This window comes from Streptomyces flavovariabilis, from assembly GCF_000725785.1.
GTDB classification, from domain to species: Bacteria; Actinomycetota; Actinomycetes; order Streptomycetales; family Streptomycetaceae; genus Streptomyces; species Streptomyces hawaiiensis.
Genome location: NZ_JNXD01000011.1, coordinates 521,069 through 540,978 on the forward strand (window position 1 = coordinate 521,069; position 19,910 = coordinate 540,978).

13 protein-coding genes and 1 riboswitch are annotated in these 19,910 nt (G+C 72.4%); of the genes, 6 read left to right on the forward strand and 7 right to left on the reverse strand.

Annotated elements, in window-relative coordinates; translation table 11 throughout:
* The first annotated feature begins 162 nt into the window (after positions 1–162).
* Positions 163–319, forward strand: a riboswitch (cyclic di-AMP (ydaO/yuaA leader).
* A gap of 11 nt (positions 320–330) precedes the next feature.
* Together IO24_RS0121860 and IO24_RS0121865 are read left to right on the forward strand one after the other, a co-directional pair.
* A complete protein-coding gene (locus tag IO24_RS0121860) occupies positions 331–1,365 on the forward strand; it encodes a M23 family metallopeptidase (RefSeq protein WP_031137847.1) in 1,035 nt (344 codons plus the stop codon).
* Positions 1,366–1,516: 151 nt separating this feature from the next.
* On the forward strand, positions 1,517–2,461 hold the full coding sequence (locus tag IO24_RS0121865) for an aldo/keto reductase (RefSeq protein WP_031137848.1): 945 nt from the start codon (positions 1,517–1,519) through the stop codon (positions 2,459–2,461).
* 51 nt (positions 2,462–2,512) lie between these two features.
* Here IO24_RS0121865 and IO24_RS0121870 read toward each other — a convergent pair whose 3' ends face one another.
* The 4 genes from IO24_RS0121870 to IO24_RS0121885 all read right to left on the reverse strand — a co-directional run bounded on the left by IO24_RS0121870 (position 2,513) and on the right by IO24_RS0121885 (position 7,762).
* Complete coding sequence (locus IO24_RS0121870; protein WP_031137849.1) at positions 2,513–3,862, reverse strand: PrsW family intramembrane metalloprotease; 1,350 nt, start codon at positions 3,860–3,862, stop codon at positions 2,513–2,515.
* Positions 3,863–3,919: 57 nt separating this feature from the next.
* Positions 3,920–4,759 carry a tRNA (guanosine(46)-N7)-methyltransferase TrmB gene (gene trmB / locus IO24_RS0121875; protein WP_031137850.1) on the reverse strand — a complete coding sequence of 280 codons (840 nt, stop codon included), beginning with the start codon at positions 4,757–4,759 and terminating at the stop codon, positions 3,920–3,922.
* A 300-nt stretch (positions 4,760–5,059) separates the two neighbouring features.
* A complete protein-coding gene (gene lhgO / locus IO24_RS0121880) occupies positions 5,060–6,265 on the reverse strand; it encodes an L-2-hydroxyglutarate oxidase (RefSeq protein WP_031137851.1) in 1,206 nt (401 codons plus the stop codon).
* A 72-nt stretch (positions 6,266–6,337) separates the two neighbouring features.
* Positions 6,338–7,762 carry an NsdA family TPR-like regulatory protein gene (locus IO24_RS0121885; RefSeq protein ID WP_031137852.1) on the reverse strand — a complete coding sequence of 475 codons (1,425 nt, stop codon included), beginning with the start codon at positions 7,760–7,762 and terminating at the stop codon, positions 6,338–6,340.
* Between the two features lie 791 nt (positions 7,763–8,553).
* Between IO24_RS0121885 and IO24_RS0121890 the strand changes: the two genes are divergently transcribed.
* A complete protein-coding gene (locus IO24_RS0121890; RefSeq protein WP_031137853.1) occupies positions 8,554–10,671 on the forward strand; it encodes an asparagine synthase-related protein in 2,118 nt (705 codons plus the stop codon).
* Between the two features lie 261 nt (positions 10,672–10,932).
* Here the strand turns inward: IO24_RS0121890 and IO24_RS0121895 are convergent, their stop codons facing one another.
* Positions 10,933–12,891: a sigma-70 family RNA polymerase sigma factor gene (locus IO24_RS0121895; protein ID WP_031137854.1), complete on the reverse strand. Its 1,959-nt coding sequence runs from the start codon at positions 12,889–12,891 to the stop codon at positions 10,933–10,935.
* 248 nt (positions 12,892–13,139) lie between these two features.
* Positions 13,140–13,907: a TetR/AcrR family transcriptional regulator gene (locus IO24_RS0121900; protein WP_031137855.1), complete on the reverse strand. Its 768-nt coding sequence runs from the start codon at positions 13,905–13,907 to the stop codon at positions 13,140–13,142.
* A 375-nt stretch (positions 13,908–14,282) separates the two neighbouring features.
* Here IO24_RS0121900 and IO24_RS0121905 point away from each other — a divergent pair, with 375 nt between their 5' ends.
* Positions 14,283–15,662: an NAD(P)/FAD-dependent oxidoreductase gene (locus IO24_RS0121905; RefSeq protein ID WP_031137856.1), complete on the forward strand. Its 1,380-nt coding sequence runs from the start codon at positions 14,283–14,285 to the stop codon at positions 15,660–15,662.
* Between the two features lie 173 nt (positions 15,663–15,835).
* Positions 15,836–17,503 carry an ATP-binding SpoIIE family protein phosphatase gene (locus IO24_RS0121910; RefSeq protein WP_031137857.1) on the forward strand — a complete coding sequence of 556 codons (1,668 nt, stop codon included), beginning with the start codon at positions 15,836–15,838 and terminating at the stop codon, positions 17,501–17,503.
* A gap of 12 nt (positions 17,504–17,515) precedes the next feature.
* Here IO24_RS0121910 and IO24_RS0121915 read toward each other — a convergent pair whose 3' ends face one another.
* Complete coding sequence (locus IO24_RS0121915) at positions 17,516–18,781, reverse strand: MFS transporter (protein ID WP_031137858.1); 1,266 nt, start codon at positions 18,779–18,781, stop codon at positions 17,516–17,518.
* Between the two features lie 122 nt (positions 18,782–18,903).
* Between IO24_RS0121915 and IO24_RS0121920 the strand changes: the two genes are divergently transcribed.
* Complete coding sequence (locus IO24_RS0121920; RefSeq protein WP_031137859.1) at positions 18,904–19,452, forward strand: MarR family winged helix-turn-helix transcriptional regulator; 549 nt, start codon at positions 18,904–18,906, stop codon at positions 19,450–19,452.
* The last annotated feature ends 458 nt before the right edge of the window (positions 19,453–19,910 follow it).

A 19,910-nucleotide genomic window follows, 5' to 3' on the forward strand; every position in this document is an offset into this window, starting at 1 on the left:
TTACTTGTGTGGCGGTCAACTCGCCCGATTTAGCCCCGTCATGGCAGGTAAGTCCGCACGAAAAAGGTTAATGATCAAGTGGAATCGCTGGAATACCCCTCGCGCGTCTATTAACGTTCGATAACGCAGCGCGGTCGTCCCAGCCGTCACAGAAGGCGGCTCCGTGCGCACGTGCCGAATCCCGAAAGGGAACCGGGGAACCACCACTTGGGGTGAATCGGGCGTATACCACCGTGGCAGCACGGCCGGTATACGCGCGTAGGAGACCTTCCTGCTCCGAACCCGTCAGCTAACCCGGTAGGCGAGAAGGAAGGAAAGGAGCACGCCCACGTGGCGTCCAACCGGCCTGCCCCCGCGGCCCCGTTCGCGCCGAAGCGCGACACAGACACCTTCGGCTACGGCGGTCAGCACACCGACGAGGGCCCGTTCCAGGAGTGGAACCCCACCGAGGAGTCCATCCGTCCCGTCCGCGGCCGGCATCGCGTCACCAAGCAGCGCGGCGGAGGCCTCGCCCGCAGCTCCACCGTCCTGGGCGTCGGCGTCATAGCCGCCGTGGGTGCCGGCGGCATGGCCAGTGCCCAGACCGGCAAGCCCCCGGTGTCCATCTCCGTCCCGGACCTGCCCTCGGTGGGTTCCCTCATCTCGGACGACGACACCCCCGAAGGTTCCGCCACCCCGCTCAGCAGCCTCGGCACCGTCACGGCGGACACCGAGCAGGGCACCTCCGAAGCCGGCGCCGGTGAGGCGCTGCGCGCCCGGATCATGGCCCAGGTCGAGCACCAGCAGGACCAGATCGAGACCAAGGCCGCCCAGGACGCCGCGGCCGCCGCCGAGAAGGCAGCCGCGGACGCCGTCGCCAAGGCGGAGAGGGAAGCCAAGGCCAAGGCCGCCGAAGCCAAGAAGAAGGCGGAGGAGGAGGCCAGGAAGAAGGCCGAGGCCGAGCGGCTCGCCGCCCTCGCCAAGCAGTTCACGCTGCCGACCTCCTCGTACACCATCAGCTCCAGCTTCGGCCAGGCCGGCGCCTACTGGTCCTCCGGCTACCACACCGGCCTCGACTTCGCCGCCCCCACGGGCACGCCGATCAAGGCCGTCCACAGCGGCACCATCACCGAGGCGGGCTGGAACGGCTCGTACGGCTACAAGACCGTCCTCACCCTCGATGACGGCACCGAGATCTGGTACGCGCACCAGTCCTCCATCGGCGTCAGCGTCGGCCAGAAGGTCAGCACCGGCGACGTCATCGGCCGCGTGGGCGCCACCGGCAACGTCACCGGGGCGCACCTTCACCTCGAGGTCCACTCCGGTGGATCCTCGAGCGGCATCGACCCGATGGCCTGGCTGCGCGGCAAGGGACTGAACCCGTAAGCGGTACACGCCCGTTGAAGCACCGGCGACCCTGACGACGACCCCCCGACGTCAGGGCCGCCGGTTCTTTCGGCGTGCCACGGGACGGGCTTACGGAAGCTTTGCGTCAACTGCGGAATGAGGCGCTCCGGTACGGGCGTTGACAGTGGCCATGACTTCTCTCCGCAAGCTCGGCTCCTCCGACCTCGAGATCTTCCCGCTCGCCCTCGGCGGCAACGTCTTCGGCTGGACCGCCGACCAGGACCAGTCGTTCGCCGTCCTCGACGCCTACACCGCCGCCGGCGGCAACTTCATCGACACTGCCGACTCCTACTCGGCCTGGGGCGAGGGCAACCGGGGCGGGGAATCCGAGACCGTCCTCGGAGCGTGGCTCAAGGCCCGCGGCAACCGCTCGGACGTCGTCGTCGCCACGAAGGTCAGCCAGCACCCCGAGTTCCGCGGCCTGTCCGCCGACACCATCAAGGCCGCCGCCGACGCCTCCCTGCGGCGCCTCGGCACCGACCACATCGACCTGTACTACACGCACTTCGACCAGCCCGACGTGCCCGTCGAGGAGATCATCGGCGCGCTCGACAGTCTCGTGAAGGCCGGGAAGGTGCGGCACATCGCCGCCTCCAACATCTCCGCCGAGCGGCTGCGGGCGTCCCTGGAGTTCTCCGAACGCGAGGGACTCGCCCGGTACGTCGCCCTCCAGCCGCACTACAACCTGGTCTCCCGCGACACCTACGAGGGCGAGCTCCGGGACCTCGCCGAGCGGACCGGTCTGGCCGCCGTGCCGTACTTCGCGCTCGCGTCCGGCTTCCTCACGGGCAAGTACCGGCCCGGCACGACCGTGGCGAGCGCGCGGGCGGGGAGTGCGGCCACGCACCTGGAGACCGAGCGAGGGCGGCGAGTGCTCGCCGCCCTCGACGAGATCGCCGGGGCGCACGACGTACCCGTGGCCACGGTGGCTCTGGCGTGGCTGGCCGCCCAGCCGACCGTGGCGGCGCCGATCGCTTCCGCGCGGACGGTGGAGCAGCTGCCCGCGCTGACCGGCGTCGGCGAGCTGACGCTCTCGGAGGCCGAGATCGGGCGGCTCACGCAGGCCTCGGCCTGATCCCGGGTCTCGGCCCGCTCCCGGGTCTCGGCCTGATCCGGACGGCAGGTTTCAGGAGCGGTACGGGTTGTACGCGGGGTACGGCGCCGGCTGGGGGCCGTACCCGTACACCCCGTACACCGGCCAGGGCGGGGCCGCCACCGGGACCGGAGGGGCGGTGATCCGCGCCGCGTGGTCCAGCGCGGGGCGGGCCGCTTCCCGGCGCCGCCACAGTTCGCCGAGCAGTTCCCGCTCCCGTTCGGCGAAATCCGCCCCGGCGCGGTCCCGCCGGGCCCGGTGCCGCAGGAACGCCAGGGACGTCGCATACGCCTCGTACCGCGCCACCTCCCGGGCCGCCGCCCTGCCCGCGTGACGCCGGGCGTACTGGCGGGCGATCCGCCGGGCCCGCATCGAGCCGAGCGCGTACGGCTCCGCCGGGGTCAGCCAGCCGGCCACGGCGTAGGCGGGCAGCTCCGCACGTACGGTCTTCAGCTCCCGCTGCCGGGTCCAGATCACCAGCCACGTCAGCAGCCCGAAGATGGGCACCATGAACGCCGCGTAGACGGCGAAGAACCCGTACTCGCCGAAGGCCGAGGAGCCGTTCCACATCGCGTGCATGCCCATCGCGAGGAGCAGCCCGGCCAGCGGGAAGGCGCCGCGGCGCAGGTGCCGGCGGTCCGCCGAGAGCGCGGAGATACCGAAGCCGATGCCGGTGAGGACCGTGAACAGGGGGTGCGCGAACGGCGACATGACGATGCGCACGAAGAAGGTCGCCGCCGTGACGGAGGCGATGCCGGTGCCGCCGGTGAGCTGGTCGGTGCCGAAGGCGGTGCCCAGGTAGAGGATGTTCTCCGTGAACGCGAAGCCGGTGGCGGTCACGCCGGCTATGACGACGCCGTCGAGGATGCCGGTGAAGTCCCGGCGCCGGAAGAGGAAGACCAGGAGGACAGCCGCGGCTTTCGCCGACTCCTCGACCACCGGCGCTATCACGGTCGCGCCGAGGGTGTCCGCGCTGGACGGGTCCGCCGTCGCCGTCGCTATCCATCTCGTCGCGAAGCTGTTGGCGACGATCGCTATCAGCGCCGCCGCGCAGGCGCCCCAGGCGAAGCAGAACAGCAGATTCCGCCAGGGGCCGGGCTCGACCCGGTCCAGCCAGCGGAACGCGGCTATCAGCAGGGGCACCGGGAGGACGGCCAGCCCCAGCCCGACGAGGAACCCTTCCGTGCCGGTCTCCTCGCGGACCAGGGCCAGGATGACGAGGCCGGACAGCGCGAGGAGCGTGCTCAGCGCGCCGTAGCGGACCCAGGCGCGCTGCCACCAGTGGGCGTGCCGCAAGGAGCCGGCAGTGCCCGGGCCGCCGGTGAGGGGCACGCCCTCGGCGGGACCACTGGGGTACGACGGGTGCGGGGGGCTGGTGGCCACGGCTTCGACCCTAACGACGGATGGGCGCTGTCCGCAGGCGCGAGAGGCCAGGGATGGTCAGGCGCCGGCGGGGGGCTGGTCCTCGTGCTGTACGCGACGGAAGAGGAGGTCGTTCACGACATGTCCCTTGTCCAGTCCCTGGCCCTCGAAACGGGTCAGCGGACGGAAGTCGGGACGCGGCGCGAAACCGCCGTCCGCCTGCGTGTTCTCGAAGTCCGGGTGTGCCGTGAGGACATCGAGCATCTGTTCGGCGTACGGCTCCCAGTCGGTGGCGCAGTGGAGGATCGCGCCGGGCCTGAGGCGGGTGGCGGCGAGGGTGAGGAAGTCGGGCTGGATGATCCTGCGCTTGTGGTGCCGCTTCTTCGGCCAGGGGTCGGGGAAGTAGACGCGCAGGCCGCCCAGGGAGTCCGGGGCGAGCATCTCGCGCAGGAGGATGATCGCGTCGCCGTTGCCGACGCGGACGTGGGACAGGCCGTTGTGGTCGGCGAGATTGAGCAGGTTGCCCTGGCCGGGGGTGTGGACGTCGACAGCGAGGATGTTCGTGGCGGGGTCGGCCGCGGCCATCTGGGCGGTGGCCTCGCCCATGCCGAAGCCGATCTCCAGGACGACGGGGTTGTCGTTGCCGAACAGCTCGGGCAGGTCGAGGGTCCGGCTGCCGTCGATGTCGAGGCCCCACTTGGGCCACAGCCGCTGCAACGCGTCCGCCTGACCGGCGGTGACCCGGCTGCGCCGCGGCTGGAAACTCCGGATCCGCCGCTCGAAGTGCGACCCGGCGGGATCGGCCTTCGGCCCGTCGGGGAAGCGCGGCTCTCCCTTGGCCCGGGTGCGCCGGACGGGGACACCGGGGGTGTGCGGGTGCGGGTGCGGGTCTTCGGGGGTGTTCGCGGAGTCAGACACAGTGCCCCTGATTTTACGGCTGCGGTGCCTGCGCCTGCCGCCGGTGGGTGGGGTCGGGGCCGCGCCGGGGGGTGTCCGTCCTCGGAACGGCGCGATGGAGTGTCATACCGACTGACTGCCCGTTGACGCGCCAACCAGCTGCGGGCGGACACCCCCCGACACGGCCCCTTGCGTCGTACGGCGACCGTCGCTGCGGGCATGCGTGCCGCTAAGGGCGGCACGGGTGGGCGCAGCGGCACCCCGCTCCGCCGGGTTGCGGAACGCCCCGGCCTCCGCGACGTCTCCGAGCACCTGAAGACCTCACAGCGCGCTCAACGCTCTCCGTGCCACCTCGCGGCCGATCGGCAGGGACGCCGTGGCCGCAGGAGACGGTGCGTTCAGGACGTGCACCGTGCGAGGGGCCTCGCGGATCAGGAAGTCGTCGACCAGGGTTCCGTCGCGGAGAACCGCCTGGGCACGCACTCCCGCCGCGCTGGGCACCAGGTCGTCCTCGGACACTCCGGGCAGCAGCCGGCGCACCGCCTCCGTGAACGCCCTCCTGGACAGGGACCGCCGCAGCTCACCCGCCCCGTACCGCCAGTGCCGGCGGGCGATCTGCCAGGAGCCCGGCCAGGCCAGGGTCGAGCCCAGCTCGCGCGGGCGGACCGTGCCCCACCCGTACCCCTCGCGGGCCAGCGCCGGCACCGCGTTGGGTCCCACATGGACACCTCCGTCTATGCCCCGCGTGAGATGCACCCCGAGGAACGGGAAGGCCGGATCGGGCACGGGGTAGACCAGGCCGCGCACCAGCTCCGGCCGGGCCAGCTCGTAGTACTCGCCCCGGAACGGCACGATCCGCATGTCCGGGTCGTCCCCGGTGAGCCGGGCGATCTCGTCGCACTGCAGACCCGCGCAGTTCACCAGGACCCGCCCGCGTACGACGTCACCCGCCGCCGTGAGCACCGCGACCCCTCGCTCGGGGCGCCGGTCGACGCGCACGACCCGGGTGCCGTAGCGGATCTCCGCGCCCGAGCCGTGGGCCAGCTGGCGGGCGACCGCGACGAAGTTGCAGATGCCGGTGGTGCCGACGTGTATCGCCGCCAGGCCCCGTACCTCCGGTTCGTACTCGGTGATCTGGGAGGCGCCCAGTTCCCGCACCGGGATGCCGTTCTCCCGGCCGCGCTGCACGAGTGCGTGCAGGCGAGGCAGCTCCGCGCGGTCGGTGGCGACGATCAGCTTGCCGGTGACCGCGTGCGGGATGCCGTACTCGGCGCAGAACTTGACCATCTCCGCCGCGCCCCGCACCGCGTAGCGCGCCTTGAGGGAGCCGGGGCGGTAGTAGACGCCGCTGTGGATGACGCCGCTGTTGCGGCCGGTCTGGTGGCGGGCCGGGCCCGGTTCCTTCTCCAGGACGGTGACACGTGTGCCCGGTGCTGCGCGTGTGATCGCGTACGCCGTCGACAGGCCGACGATTCCGCCGCCGATCACCAGCACGTCACAGTCGTATGTGATCCGCACTCGCACCACCTCCCGCTTCGATAGTGCACTGCGCCACTGACAATGCCTTCAAACGCGGGACGGGCGGCATGCCTGCTCCGACTACGCCGGAGTCATCAGCAGGGGCCGTGCACGCTCACGGAGCTCCACCACCTGTGGCTCGTCGCCGTACGGCTCCAGCCGGTGCAGGAGATCCTTCACGTACTCGGTGGTTCGGGCCGAGGAGATCCGCCCGGCGACCTCCACCGCCCGCACCCCCTGCTCGCACGCCGCGTCCAGGTTGCCCGACTCCAGTTCGGCGACGGCCGAGACGACCAGGCGCAGACCGTGCGAGCGGACGAACTCCTCCGTCGGCTTCGACAGGGCCTGCTCGGTGAAGCGGCGGACCTGGCGGGGCGCCTTGAGGTCGCGGTAGCACTCGGCCGCGTCGGCGGCGAAGCGGTCGTAGGAGTAGAAACCGAGCCAGCTCGGGTCGTTGTCGCCGGGGCGGGCGCGCTCCAGCCAGCTCTCGGCCGCCTTCAGGGCGCCGCCGGCCGCCGGGGCGTCGTTGGCGCGTGCGTGCGCGCGTGCCTCGACGAGGCGGAAGAAGCTCATGGTGCGGGCCGTCGCCAGGCCGCGGTTGCGTTCGAGGGCGGCCTGGGCGAGGTCCACGCCCTCGTCGCCGAAGCCGCGGTAGGTGGCCTGGAGGGACATGGTGGCCAGCACGTAGCCCCCGAGGGGGACGTCCGCCGCCGCCCGGGCCAGGCGCAGGGCCTGGATGTAGTAGCGCTGGGCCGCTTCCTGCTGGCCCGTGTCGAAGGCCATCCAGCCCGCGAGCCGGGTGAGTTCGGCGGAGGCGCCGAAGAGAGCCCGGCCGACCTCGTCGGAGTACGAACCGAGCAGCAGAGGGGCGGCCTCCACCCTTAAGCACTCGGGGACCATGGACGAACGCCAGTCGCCACCGCCGTACTTGGAGTCCCAGCGTCGCGCGTCCTCGGCGGCCTCCCGCAGCTTCTGCACATCGCTGTGGCCGACTTTGAGCGGTGCGCCGGAGCCCTCGCCAGGGCCCACGTCACGCGCGACCGAACTGTCGGCCGGGGTTATCAGCCATCGTGAGGCGGGCGTTGCGTATGCGCTCACCGCGAACGATCCGGCCAGCGACTGCCAGATGCCACCGGAACCGGCCCGGCGGCCTGCGAGGTCGAGGCGGTACAGGTCGGTCGCGGACCTCACCGCCTGGCCGACGTCCCGTGGGAAGGCGAGGCCGACTTCGGGGGCGGGGTCCGCGTCCGCCAGGCCGATTTCGTGGAGCGGCACCGGGCGGCCGAGCTTCTGGCCGATGGCGGCGGCGATGAGGTGCGGGGCCGCACCCTGCGGCACCATGCCCTTCGACACCCAGCGCGCCACCGACGTCTTGTCGTAGCGAAGCGTCAGTCCTCGCTGAGCGCCAAGATCGTTGACGCGCCGCGCGAGGCCTGCGTTGCTGATTCCCGCGAGGGCGAGAACGGCGCCGAGTTTTTCGTTCGGCCCGCGTTGCTCCCTGGACATGCGCCACCCCTCGACACAGACGGCTGCCGCGCTGGCATAACCATGCGGCATTCGTAAACCCAGCGTAGTTCGCCGCATCCCAAGCGTTAAGGGGCATTGTTCCGGTTGGCGGGATTGTGGTCCGTACTGAAGTGCGGTTCAGATACGGGCTGTTGCGACGTGCTCCCGCTGTGTGGCCGTGCGCCTGTCCGTGCGCTCTTCTCCGGCCACTGCGGGAGCGGTTCCATGGTCATTGCGTGGGTCGGCCCGCTGTACTGGATCCAGTGGGCTGGGGGATACCGCCGCCTTCATCCCCGCGGGCGGCGGAACGGTCCGGGAGGCGTGCTCCGTCTCCCGGACTGCGCGATCGGGTGGCAGGGTGCGCAGCCTGTACGGAGAGTGTTCGAGGCTGCCCGCGTGAGGCCGATTTGGCCGAAAATCGACCCAGCCGGTCGTACGGTATCAGGGCTCCGACCATGGCACTTGACGGCGCGTCGGGCGTGATGGGGGCGCGTTTCGGGGGCGCATTCGCGTCGCAGTCGTACCGGAGACATGTCGCTGGCGTGCCTTGATTCTTGGCCGTCTCTTCGTTCCTCCGCGTCTGTGCCGCCGTCCCGTTCGTCCGCCGTTCCCGCCCGGCTCCTCACAGGACGTGCGGGTGTTCGGGCCGCCCGGGACGGCGCGGGTGGCTCCGCCGGGGCGCATTCAACGGAGTGCAAGCGGCGTCGGCACCCTCTGGAACGCCTCCTTCATGGCAGCATGGGCACCGGTTCGTACGGTGCACTGGTTGTCCACAGCCTGTGGAGGCGGCGATGCGGTGGTTGGTGGGATGGAGCAGCACCGCCGCGGGAGCCGTCGCTGCGGGTTCGGCGGGGGCCACCGGCAGCGACGGTGAGACGCTGCACCCGGTGGGGTCCCAACTCCTGTGGGGCGACCCCGATCCGCTGTGGGCCGTCGGCGACTGGCGACCCGACGAGGTGCGGGTCGTGAAGGCCGACGACCGGACCAGGATCGCCGTCCTCGGCATCTGCGGCGCCACCGACGAGCAGTTGCGCGTCGCGCTGTTCGCCGCGCGCGGCGGCGCCCTACGGCATCTGACCGCCTGGCCGGGCAGCTACACCGCCATCGTCCAGGTCGGCAGGAGGATCACCGTCTGCGGCGATCTCGCGGGCGCGCGGCCGGTGTTCCACACGCCCTGGGCCGGTGGTACGGCCTACGCGACCGCCGCGCTGCCGCTGGCCGACCTCATCGAGGCCAACCTCGACTTCGGGCACCTCGCCGCGCTGCTCGCCGCCCCGGACGTGCCCGCCGCGCTGCACGACTCCACGCCCTACGACGGCGTGAAGCGCATTCCGCCCGGGCATGCCCTCATTCTGCGCGCCGGGGCGCGCGAGATCGCCGGGTACGAGCCGGTCGCCTCGCTGGCCGTGGCGGCGCCTCCGGCCGACCCCGACAGCGCGGTCGACGCCGTGCGCGACGCCCTCGTGGAGGCCGTACGGACGCGGTTGTCCGCGCCGCGGCACGTCCCCGGAGCGGACATCGACCCGGGGCCCGTGCCCGGCATGGGGCCCGCGGAGCGACGTGCCGCGCGCGGGATGCCGGTGCCGGGGATCGGCGCGGACCTGTCCGGGGGTCCGGCCTCCGGGGCACTGGCACTGCTGGCCGCGGGGCTGCCCGGGATGCCGGGCACGGTGCTGGGGCACGGCACGGGCGCGGGCGAGCGGCTGCTGGCCGTCACGTTCAACGACCTCGCGGTCGGAGGGCGGGAGGCCGAACTGGAGCGGGCGGGCGCGCTGGCGGCGAACCCGCGGCTGCACCACGTCGTCGTGGCGGGCGGCGAGGAGACCCTCCCGTACGCCGACCTGGACGGGCCCCTGACCGACGAACCCGGGCCGTGCCTGGTGTCGGCGGCGCGCCATCGGGCCCGGCTCGCGGCGGGCAGCGCGGACCACTTCACGGGCTACGGTGCGCGCCAGGTCCTGGACGCCCATCCCGCGCGCCTCGCCGACCTGCTGATGGACCGCCGGCGGCGTCATCTCGTACGGCCGGTCGCCGCCCTGGCCAAGGCTGACGGGTCGGTGCTGGTGCCCGCGCGCGTGTACGCGGCGGCGCGGCGGTTGTCGCGGACGCCGTACCGGTCGGGACTCGAGTCGCTCGCCGAGCGTCTCCTCGACCCCCGCTCCGACGACGGTCTCGACGCGCCCGGCGGTGCGCTGGATGCCTCGCTCGCCGCGCTGACCTGGGGCAGACCCGGGCCGGCCGCGCGCTGGCTGACCGGTGAGGCGCTCGCTGAAGTATCGGTTCGCCTTCAGGCGTCGACGCACCGGTCGGAGCTGGTGGGGCCGGGACAGCGGCCGGGTGACTTCCGCGCGCGTGCGGCGCTGGCGCGGCATGCGGCGGACCTGCGGGTGCTGGAGCAGGCCGCGGAGGTCCGCTTCCAGCGGCTGCACGCGCCGTTCCTCGACAACCAGGTCGTCCGCGCGGCCCGGGCGTTGCCCGAGGCGCTGCGGGTGCGGCCGGGAGCGCGGGCGGCGATCCTGCGTACGGTGCTGGAAGGGGCCGGGGTCCGGGAGCTGCCGCCCGGCTGGGGCGCCCCGACCCAGGCGACGGCGGCGGCCGCGGAGCGTACGGGGCTGCGCGTGGCGGCGGACTCCCTGGTCGCCCTGTTCGACACCCCGCTGCTGGCGGAGGCGGGCCTGGTCGAGGCCCGCGTGGTCCGCAAGGCGCTGCGCGGCGCGGCGGCGGGCGAACCGCTTCCCCTGGACGGCCTCGCGGACCTGGTCGCCCTGGAGCTCTGGCTCCGCCGCCTGCTGTCCCGCCGCGGCACGTGCTGGACGGGCACACCGGCTCGGCAGCGCGCGGTACCGGCCGGGATCGCGCCGCAACGCGGGGCGTTGGGGGCGGGGGCCGGCGGAGGGCGGCGGGGGTAGCGACTGCTTGCGTGCCTGCGCCTTCTGCCGGGTGGGGGTCGGGGCCGCGTCGGGGGGTGTCCGCCCTCGGAACGGCGCGATGGGGTTGCGTACCGACTGACTGGCGTTGACGCGCCAACCAGCTGCGGGCGGACACCCCCCGACACGGCCCCTTGCGTATGACGGCGGGTGCGGGCCGCCCCCGTTGCGGGCGTCGCGCGCGAGCCGGCCGAGGCGCGGGGCGCGTACACCGCCGGCCGGGCGGGGTGAGCCGCCGTACCGTCAGCCGCAGGTGAACCTGGACTCCGCCCAGTCCACCGGCATCAGGTTGTCGAGGGCGCTGCGCGGTTCCACCACGAGCCGGACCGTGCTGCGGCCGGTGAGGTCGACATGGACGGGCAGGGCCGGGTCACCGCCCTCGACCAGCGGGGACCGCCACAGCCGGGCCCCGTCGGCGTAGACGGAGAAGTACACCTTGCCGAGCCTCAGCGTCATGTCGTCCACACCCACGAGCGCGTCGTACGACGAGCAGGAGCGGTTGAGGTCGACGGTGACGGACGAGCGGCCGTGCACGGTGACGCCGTGGGCGTACCGCTGGTCGCCGACCGACAGTCCGGACCGCTTCCAGACCCAGCTGCTCGAGCCGATCCGCATCTCGGGCTTGGTGTCGTCGCCGTTGATGTCGTACGACAGGTCGCTCCACTGGTAGACGGCCGGGGCGGGCGGAGGTGGCGGGGGAGTGGGCGTCGGTGTCACGGCCGGCGGCGGTGTCGGCTTCGGGGGCGCGGGCGGTGGAGCGGGCGTCCGGGACGGGGTGGGGGTGGGGGGCGGGGACGGCGCCGGGATCGGGCTGGTCCTGGAGTCCGGTGCCGGCGCGGGTGTCTCGGCACGCGCGGGCGCGATTCCCGGCGGCCGCGGCCCCGGTTCCGGCCGCGAGGAGGAGGGCGTGGGCTCACCCGGGCGCACCACCGAGGACGGCGGAGGGGACGAGGGAGCCCTTCTGGCCTCCGGCTTCGGTTTCTCGTTGCCGGCCAGTGCCATCACCACCGCGGCCACCACACCCACGGCGACCACACCGGCCGCGATACCGGCCTTCACCGGCGCGCCGATCCCCTCGGAGGCCGCCGCACCACCCCCGCCGGGCGAACCGCCGCCCGCGGCTGCTCCACCGGTCGGGCCTCCCGCCGCGGCGGCTCCCGCCGCACCGGCCGCTCCCGCGCCCCCGGCGATGAGCCCGGCCGCCTTCGCGTACCCGGCCGCTCCGAACCAGCCGATGACGGCGACCGGCACGACGGCCGGGATGCCGCCCGCCACTTCCTCGATCTGCAGCGCGGCCAGCCGGCACTTCGCGCACTCGTCCAGGTGTTCGCGCAGCCCCCGCTCGGCCCGGGTGCGCAGCCGTCCGCGGGCGTAGGTGCCGAGCTGGTCGGCGTAGCGCGCGCACTCCTCGTCGCCGGTGAGCGTGGCGCTGACGTGGGCCTGCAGATAGGCCTGCTTGAGTCCCTCGCGGGCCCGGCTGGCGAGCACGCGCGTGCCGTTGGCGTCCAGCCCGAACAGCGTGGCGACCTCGCTGGGCGACTCGTCCTCGATCTCGGTGTGCCACAGCACGGCCTGCCAGCGCTCCGGCAGCGACCGGAAGGCCCGCATGGCCATGGCCTGCTCGGCCTGGTGCATCGCCCGTACGTCCGCGCCCAGTTCGAGCGCGTCGTCGTCGGACACGTCGGACCCGCGTGCGGACTGGGCGGCGAACACCGCGAAGTCGTCGACGAGCTGCTCGCGCCGCGCCGACCTCGTCCAGGAGGCGGCGACGCGCCGGACGGAGGTGAGCAGATACGCGCGTACGGCGTGCGCGGGACCCGCCCCGCCGCGCACCGCCTGGAGCATGCGGGCGAAGACCTCGGCGGTCAGGTCGTCCGCGGTGTGGGCGTCCCGGCAGCACGTGCGGGCGTACCGGCGCACGGCTTGCGCATGGCGCCGGTACAACTCCTCGTACGCCGTGTCGTCGCCCGAGCGCATCCGGTCGATGAGGTCGGCGTCGGACGGCGGCAGCTCGCGCGGCGGCGGCAGGACGCTGTCCTCGCGCCAGTCGCGCTGGGCCGGGACCGAGCCGCCGGCGGGGCGCCCGCCGGGCGGCACGCTCGCGCGTCCGCCCTGGCTCGGCACCTGCGGCGGGACCGGGCCGCCGGCCGTGGCGTCGCCCTTCCCGCTGCCGCTCGACTCGTCCCGACCGTCACCGCTCATCGCGGAAAGCCCCCGCCAGCTGCCCAACCCGTCCAGACCACCGGGTCAGCGTGCCATATTGGCTTTTGGTCAGAACCCCGGAGTTCGGACCATCACTCATCCGTGGGGATTCCCCGCACGGCAGTACTGGCCGTCACTCGTCAGGGGAAGGATCCCCCTTTTCCGCTCCGGGCAGGGATCCCCTTGTTTCGCTCCGAGCCTGGAAGCCCTGCCTGGCCCGAGGCGGGCTCGCCCCGGGCCCCGGTGGCTCACGCCGGTCGCGAGCGCAGCCCCTCCAGCAGGATGTCCAGCAGCCGGGCCGACGCGGCCGCCTGCTGTGCCGCGTCCGGCAGTGAGGGCGCGGCCGTGGCGATCACCAGCAGCACGTCCGACACCGACACGTCCGCCCTCAGCTCACCGGCCGCACGCGCCCGGTCCACGAGCTGACCCACGACCTCGAGCAGCGCCGCAGTCCCGGCGTCGTCCTCGCCCGCGACCGCCGGCACCGCAGCGACGGCGACCGGCTGGTCCGGCACCAGCCGCAGCTCCGTCCCGCCCGGCTGGGTCCGCTGCTGCGGCACCCGCGGGCCACCGGCGCCGTCCTCGACCGAGACCCGCAGCACCTGCGGCGGCAGCAGCCGCCCGGCGCCGGAAGCCACCGACGTCCGCAGGAAGCGCGACAGCGCCGACCACGGCTCGTCCTCCTGCCCGAGCGCCGCACGCGCCTGGTCGGTCAGCCGGGAGGTCTCCTCCTCGGCTATCCGCCGCACCAGGACGTCCTTGCTCGGGAACCGCCGGTACACCGTGCCCACACCGACCCGCGCGCGCCGCGCCACGTCCTCCATCGGCGCGCCGTATCCCAGCTCGCCGAAGACCTCGCGCGCGGCCCGCAGCACGTGTTCCAGATTGCGCTGTGCGTCCACGCGCAGCGGCGTCGTCCGCGATGTGCCGCGTCCGTTGCCCGCCGCCGCGCTCATCGTCATGCCACCCGCCGCGACTGCGGACGCGGGCGACCAATGAGAGTCCTGAACATGCATAAGCATTCCCCCGGTAATGACGTCTCCCCCCGGAGACACTCCCCGCCATTCGATGCCGGGGCGAGGGAACGGCTCGGGTCCGCGGGCCCGCCCGTCGCGGACCCGGTGAGCACATCCCCCTACACCCCGTCGACACACGAACATAGTTGAGAGGGAGTCAATTCAGAAGGGGCAGGTTCCGCACGGAGCGCCCACCGATCGGAGTACGGGCCGCATACGTCCCGAATGTGCCCCCGCGCGCCCCCCACACCACCCCTTCTGACCTGCACGTATGCACCACAGGTCGCGATTCCGGCCAACTCCGCGCGCTCACCCGCTCCGGTCACACAATTCGTCGAGGCTGTGGACAAACGCAAGCGACGGGTGCGTCATGGGGTGGTGAAGGAACGTGCGCGCATTCTCGTTGTCGGTGGCGGCTACGTCGGGATGTACACGGCCCTGCGCCTGCAACGCCGGCTGAAACGGGAACTGGACCGGGGCGAGGTGGAGATCACGGTCGTCACCCCCGACCCGTACATGACCTACCAGCCGTTCCTCCCCGAGGCCGCCGCGGGCGCGATCTCCCCCCGCCACGTCGTCGTACCGCTGCGTCGCGTCCTCGACCGGTGCCGGATCCTGATCGGCGAGGCCACCGCCGTCGACCACGCCAAACGCACCGCCACCGTCACCACCCTCGCCACCGAGGAGGAGGGCACCGGCGGACAGCGGCTGTCCTACGACCAGCTGGTCCTCGCCCCCGGCTCCGTCTCGCGCACCCTGCCGGTCCCCGGCCTCGCCGACCACGGCATCGGCTTCAAGACGGTCGAGGAGGCCATCGGCCTGCGCAACCACGTCATCGAGCAGATGGACATCGCCTCCTCCACCCGCGACCCCGCGATCCGCGACGCGGCTCTCACCTTCGTCTTCGTCGGCGGCGGCTTCGCCGGGGTGGAGGCCCTCGGCGAACTGGAGGACATGGCTCGCTACGCCGCGCGCTACTACCACAACGTCCAGCCCGAGGACATGAAGTGGATCCTCGTCGAGGCCTCGGACCGCATCCTGCCCGAGGTCGGCGAGGAGATGGGCCGCTACACCGTCACCGAGCTGCGCCGCCGCAACATCGACGTACGCCTGCGGACCCGCCTGGAGTCCTGCGCCGACCGGGTCGCCGTCCTCAGCGACGGCGCCCGCTTCCCCACCCGTACGGTCGTCTGGACGGCCGGCGTGAAACCCCACCCGGTGCTCGCCGCCTCCGACCTGCCACGCAACGACCGCGGACGCCTGACGTGCACGCCGGAACTGTCGGTCGACGGCACCACGCACGCGTGGGCCGCGGGAGACGCCGCCGCCGTCCCGGACGTCACCGCCGAAGAACCGGGCCGCGAGTGCGCCCCCAACGCCCAGCACGCCGTCCGCCAGGCCAAGGTCCTCGCCGACAACATCGTGCACACTCTGCGCGGCGAACCTCTCGAGCGGTACGAACACGCCTACGCGGGATCGGTCGCCTCCCTGGGCCTGCACAAGGGCGTCGCCCACGTCTACGGACGCAAGCTCAAGGGCTACCCCGCCTGGTTCATGCACCGCGCCTACCACCTCAGCCGCGTGCCCACCTTCAACCGCAAGGCGCGCGTGCTCGCCGAATGGACCCTGGCCGGCCTGTTCAAACGGGAGATCGTCTCCCTGGGCTCACTCGAACACCCGCGGGCCGAGTTCGAACTCGCGGCCGGTGGAAAGCCTTCTCACGATCCCCCGCACAACCCGAAGGGGTCGTCCTGACCGGACCCAGGAACTCCACCGGCCGGCCCGGCGTCTGACGGATGTCGGTCCGGTCCGCGCACTGCCAGACTGGTCCACCACCCGGGCATGCCACCACTCGCCCCGGTGCGGGCCCCCCGGGGCCCCGGCCGGTTCCGGTGCCGGCCGCCGACCACTACACGAGGCAAGGATTCGTGAACTTCACGCGCTGGAGCGCCCGGCTCCCCGGAACGCAGCGCCGCGCCGCAGCGCGGACCGAGCAGACGGCCTCCCCGGACCGGCGGGGGGAAGGCTCCGTGCCCGCCGCCCGTGCCGAACAACTGACCGACGAGTCGCCGTCCGTACCCGCCGTCGACGAACTGCGGGTGCGCGAGGTCCTCGACCGCGTTCCGTCCCTCGTCGCCCTGGTCCACGGCCCCGACCACCGCATCGCCTACGTCAACGACGCCTACACGGCCGCCTTCGGCGTACGCCCGCTGGGCGAACGCGCCCGCGAGGCCCTCCCCGAGCTGGATGCCCTCGGCCTGTTTCCCCTCCTGGACCAGGTGCAGCGCAGCGGCAAACCGCGCACGGTCAAGTCCCGCAAAGCCCCCGACGGCCGCTCCTACACCTTCACCTGCACCCCGGTAGCCCAGGGCGACGGCAAGGGAGGCAGTGACGGCCGCGGCGTCCTCGTCTTCGCCACCGACGTCACCGACCACGCCGAAGCCGCAGAGCGCCTGCGCGCCAGCGAACGCCGCCAGCGCGAAACAGCGGTCACCCTCCAGCGGTCCCTGCTCCCCCAGGAGCTCGAAGAACCCGACGACCTGCGCGTCGCTGCCACCTACCACCCCGGCGGCACGGAAGCCGCGGTCGGCGGCGACTGGTACGACGTCATCACCCTGGGCGGCGGCCGCACGGCCCTGGTCATCGGCGACGTCATGGGCCGCGGCGTCCGAGCGGCGGCGGTCATGGGCCAGCTCCGCACGGCGGTCCGCGCCTACGCCCGCCTCGACCTCCCCCCGCACGAGGTCCTCCAGCTCCTGGACGGCCTGGCGGCCGAGATCGACGCCAACCAGATCGCCACGTGCGCGTACGCCATCCACGACCCGAACGAGGGCAAGCTGATCTACTCCTCGGCGGGCCACCTCCCGATCCTCGTCCGCGACGAGACCGGCACGGTGCTGCGCGCCGAAGAACCCACCGGCCCCCCGCTCGGCACCGGCGGCTGGATGCACACCTCGGGCTCGATCCCCCTCGCCCCCGGCTCTACGGCCGTCCTCTACACGGACGGCCTGGTCGAGCGCCGCGACGCCGACCTGGACGAGGGCATCGCCGCCCTGGAACGCGCCCTGGCCGGCGCCACCGGCACCCCCCAGGTCGTCTGCGACCGCCTGGTCCGCTCCGCGGGCGTCACCCCCGACCACGACGACGACGTGGCCGTCCTGGTCCTCCAGCACCCCGCCCGTTCGGGCCCGGAGAGTGAGCTCTTCCGCAACGCCGCCCTGGAACTCCTGGGCGGAGTGGAAGCGGCCCCCCGCGCGCGTGCCTTCGCCTCCGGCGTCCTGACCAGCTGGCGCTTCCCCGCCGACCTGCACGACCTGGGCGTCCTGGCGACCAGCGAACTGGTCGCCAATTCCCTCCAGCACGGCACCCCGCCGATGAGACTGCGTCTGCACCGCACCGACCGGCGCCTGATCATCGAGGTCACCGACGGCGACGACCACCTGCCCAGACGCCGCCGCGCGGAACCGGGCGACGAATCGGGCCGGGGCATCGCCATCGTCGCCACGATCGCGTCGAACTGGGGCTGCCGCCGCACACCCGGCGGCGGCAAGGCGGTCTGGTGCGAGTTCGCCCTGCCGCGCACGCAGCCGACGTGACCGGGCCGTGGATCAGACGTCCGCGGAAACGGGGGCCCCACCCCGCGCCACGACCCGGCTCTTCCCGAGCCACGGCTGATCCTGTACATCGGTCAGCTGCCGCCCCAAGCGCACGGCCAGGACGGTGATCCCCAGCGAGAACACCAGGAACGCCACGATGTACGGCGCGTGCAACGAGGCCCCCAGCGGCCCGCCCACGGCCGGCCCGACAGCCAACGCGAGCTGCTTGACCAGGGCGAACGCGGAGTTGTACTGCCCGGCCATCCCCTCCGGCGCGAGATCCGCGACCAGCGGGGCCACGGTCGGCGACAGCATCGCCTCACCCAGCCCGAACAGCGCGTACGTCGCGACGAACGCGGCCGTCGCCATCTCCTGGCTCCCGTGCCCGAGTCCCGCGTACCCCGCGACGGCCCACGCCACGGCCCAGATCACCCCGACAGCCGCGATCACCCGCGACCGCCGGCGCCGCTCCACGAACCGGAGCACGGCGAACTGCGCGACGACGATCACCAGCGTGTTGGCGGCGAGCGCGGTCCCCAGCGCGGACGTCGAGATCCCGGCGGCCTCGACCCCGTACGCACTGAGCCCCGACTCGAACTGCCCGTAGCAGGCGAAGAACAGCACGAAGCCCAGCACGCAGAGCTGCACCATGGCCCGGTTGCCCATCAGCTGCTTCCAGCCGCCCCGGCCCGAAGCCGTGGGAGCGTCCTCGATCCGCGGCGCGCGCGGCATCCGAACGGTCGCCATCACGACGACCAGCAGCAGGAACATCGCCGCCTCGATCGCGAAGAGCAGCGTGAAGGAGGCGGCACTCGTCGTGTCGACGAGATGCCCGCCGATGAGGCCACCGACGCCGAGCCCGAGGTTCTGCAGGAAGAACTGCATGGCGAACGCACGCGACCGCGTCTCCGCCGACGAGCAGTCCACGATCATCGTCGCCAGCGCCGGCTGCATCACGGCCTGCCCGGCCCCCAGCAGAGCGGCCGACACCAGCACGGCCGCCGCACTGCTCGCGATCCCCAGACTGAGCGCACCCAGAGCGGCGGTGACCAGGGCGGTGAGCAGCACCGGCAGCGGGCCGCGCCGGACGATGGCCCGCCCGGCGAACGGCAGCACCACCAGCGCGGCCACAGCGAAGACGGCGAGTACGAGACCCGCCGTCATGGCCCCCAGTCCTCGCACCTGCGCCACATAGACGTACAGGTACGGGACCGTGAAGCCGAGCCCGAACGCGCTGAGTGCGTTACCCACGTGAATGCGGCGCATCGCTGCGCCCATCGCCCTGGTCACGTTCACCTCTTTCACAAGTTAGGAGTGAAGACTTCGAAACTAAAGTTCGAAGCTAAAGAGTACATATCCAAGGACTTCAAGGCAAAGAACGGCCGTGCCATACTGCGCCCATGGGCGACACCCCCGGCCCCAGCGAGCCGACCCTCGAAGAGCAGATCGCCGCGTACCAACGCGAGTTCCAGGACCTCGACCCCCAGGTGGAGCAGATCGTCTCGGCCCTGTCCCGCCTGAACCGCCGTATGAACGTCGCCTACGGCCGTCAGACCTCGGCCCTCGGCATCAGCAACGCGGAGTGGGAGGTCCTCAAGGCCCTCGTCCTCTCCGGAGCTCCCTACCGCCTGGGCCCCAGCGACCTCGCCAAGCGCCTCGGCCTCACCCCGGCTGCGATGACCCACCGGATCGACCGCATGGTCGCCGAATCTCTGGTGACCCGTGAGCGAGACGAGACGAACCGTGTACGAGTCATCGTGGAGCTGACATCCGAGGGGCGAGAGAAGTGGCTGGAGGCGATGCGCCTGGCGTCGGTCTTCGAGGAGGACCTGCTCCAGGACCTGGCTCCCGACGAGCGCACGGCACTGGGCGAAGTGCTCACGCGCCTGCTGCGCCGGGTCGAGCACGCCCAGCCGGACGCCGGCGGGCGCCTCACCGACCTGGACTGAGACCCGGGTCGAAAAGATCTTGACAGGGGCTGCTTGACAGCCCCCTGGTGGATCCGTAGAGTTCTTCGGGTTGCCGCGGAGCCGTAACGGTTCTGCGACAGCACTTCCGCCGCACCAGCGGCACCCAAACCACCAGCTCGACATCCCTACGGGGTTGATTTCGGCGTGCCGGAATTCAATTCGAATGGGGACTCGACTACCTGATCGACTCCGAACGGCTTCGATTTGGGAATCGCCGAGAGGGCGCGCTAAGGTTGGGAACGTCGGAACGGCCCAACAGCCGCAAAGACAAACCCCGCTGACCGGGGATCAGGCCCGAAAGGATCTGGTAGAGTCGGAACCGCCGGAAAGGGAAACGCGCGGAAAGATCTGATAGAGTCGGAAACGCAAGACCGAAGGGAAGCGCCCGGAGGAAAGCCCGAGAGGGTGAGTACAAAGGAAGCGACCGTTCCTTGAGA

Bases quoted from the DNA above. Each gene is read 5' to 3' on its own strand.
- IO24_RS0121865 (WP_031137848.1), top strand. From the start codon at position 1,517: ATGACTTCTCTCCGCAAGCTCGGCTCCTCCGACCTCGAGATCTTCCCG.
- IO24_RS0121885 (WP_031137852.1), bottom strand. From the start codon at position 7,762: ATGTCCAGGGAGCAACGCGGGCCGAACGAAAAACTCGGCGCCGTTCTC.
- IO24_RS0121890 (WP_031137853.1), top strand. From the start codon at position 8,554: ATGCGGTGGTTGGTGGGATGGAGCAGCACCGCCGCGGGAGCCGTCGCT.
- IO24_RS0121895 (WP_031137854.1), bottom strand. From the start codon at position 12,891: ATGAGCGGTGACGGTCGGGACGAGTCGAGCGGCAGCGGGAAGGGCGAC.
- IO24_RS0121900 (WP_031137855.1), bottom strand. From the start codon at position 13,907: ATGCATGTTCAGGACTCTCATTGGTCGCCCGCGTCCGCAGTCGCGGCG.
- IO24_RS0121915 (WP_031137858.1), bottom strand. From the start codon at position 18,781: ATGGGCGCAGCGATGCGCCGCATTCACGTGGGTAACGCACTCAGCGCG.
- IO24_RS0121920 (WP_031137859.1), top strand. From the start codon at position 18,904: ATGGGCGACACCCCCGGCCCCAGCGAGCCGACCCTCGAAGAGCAGATC.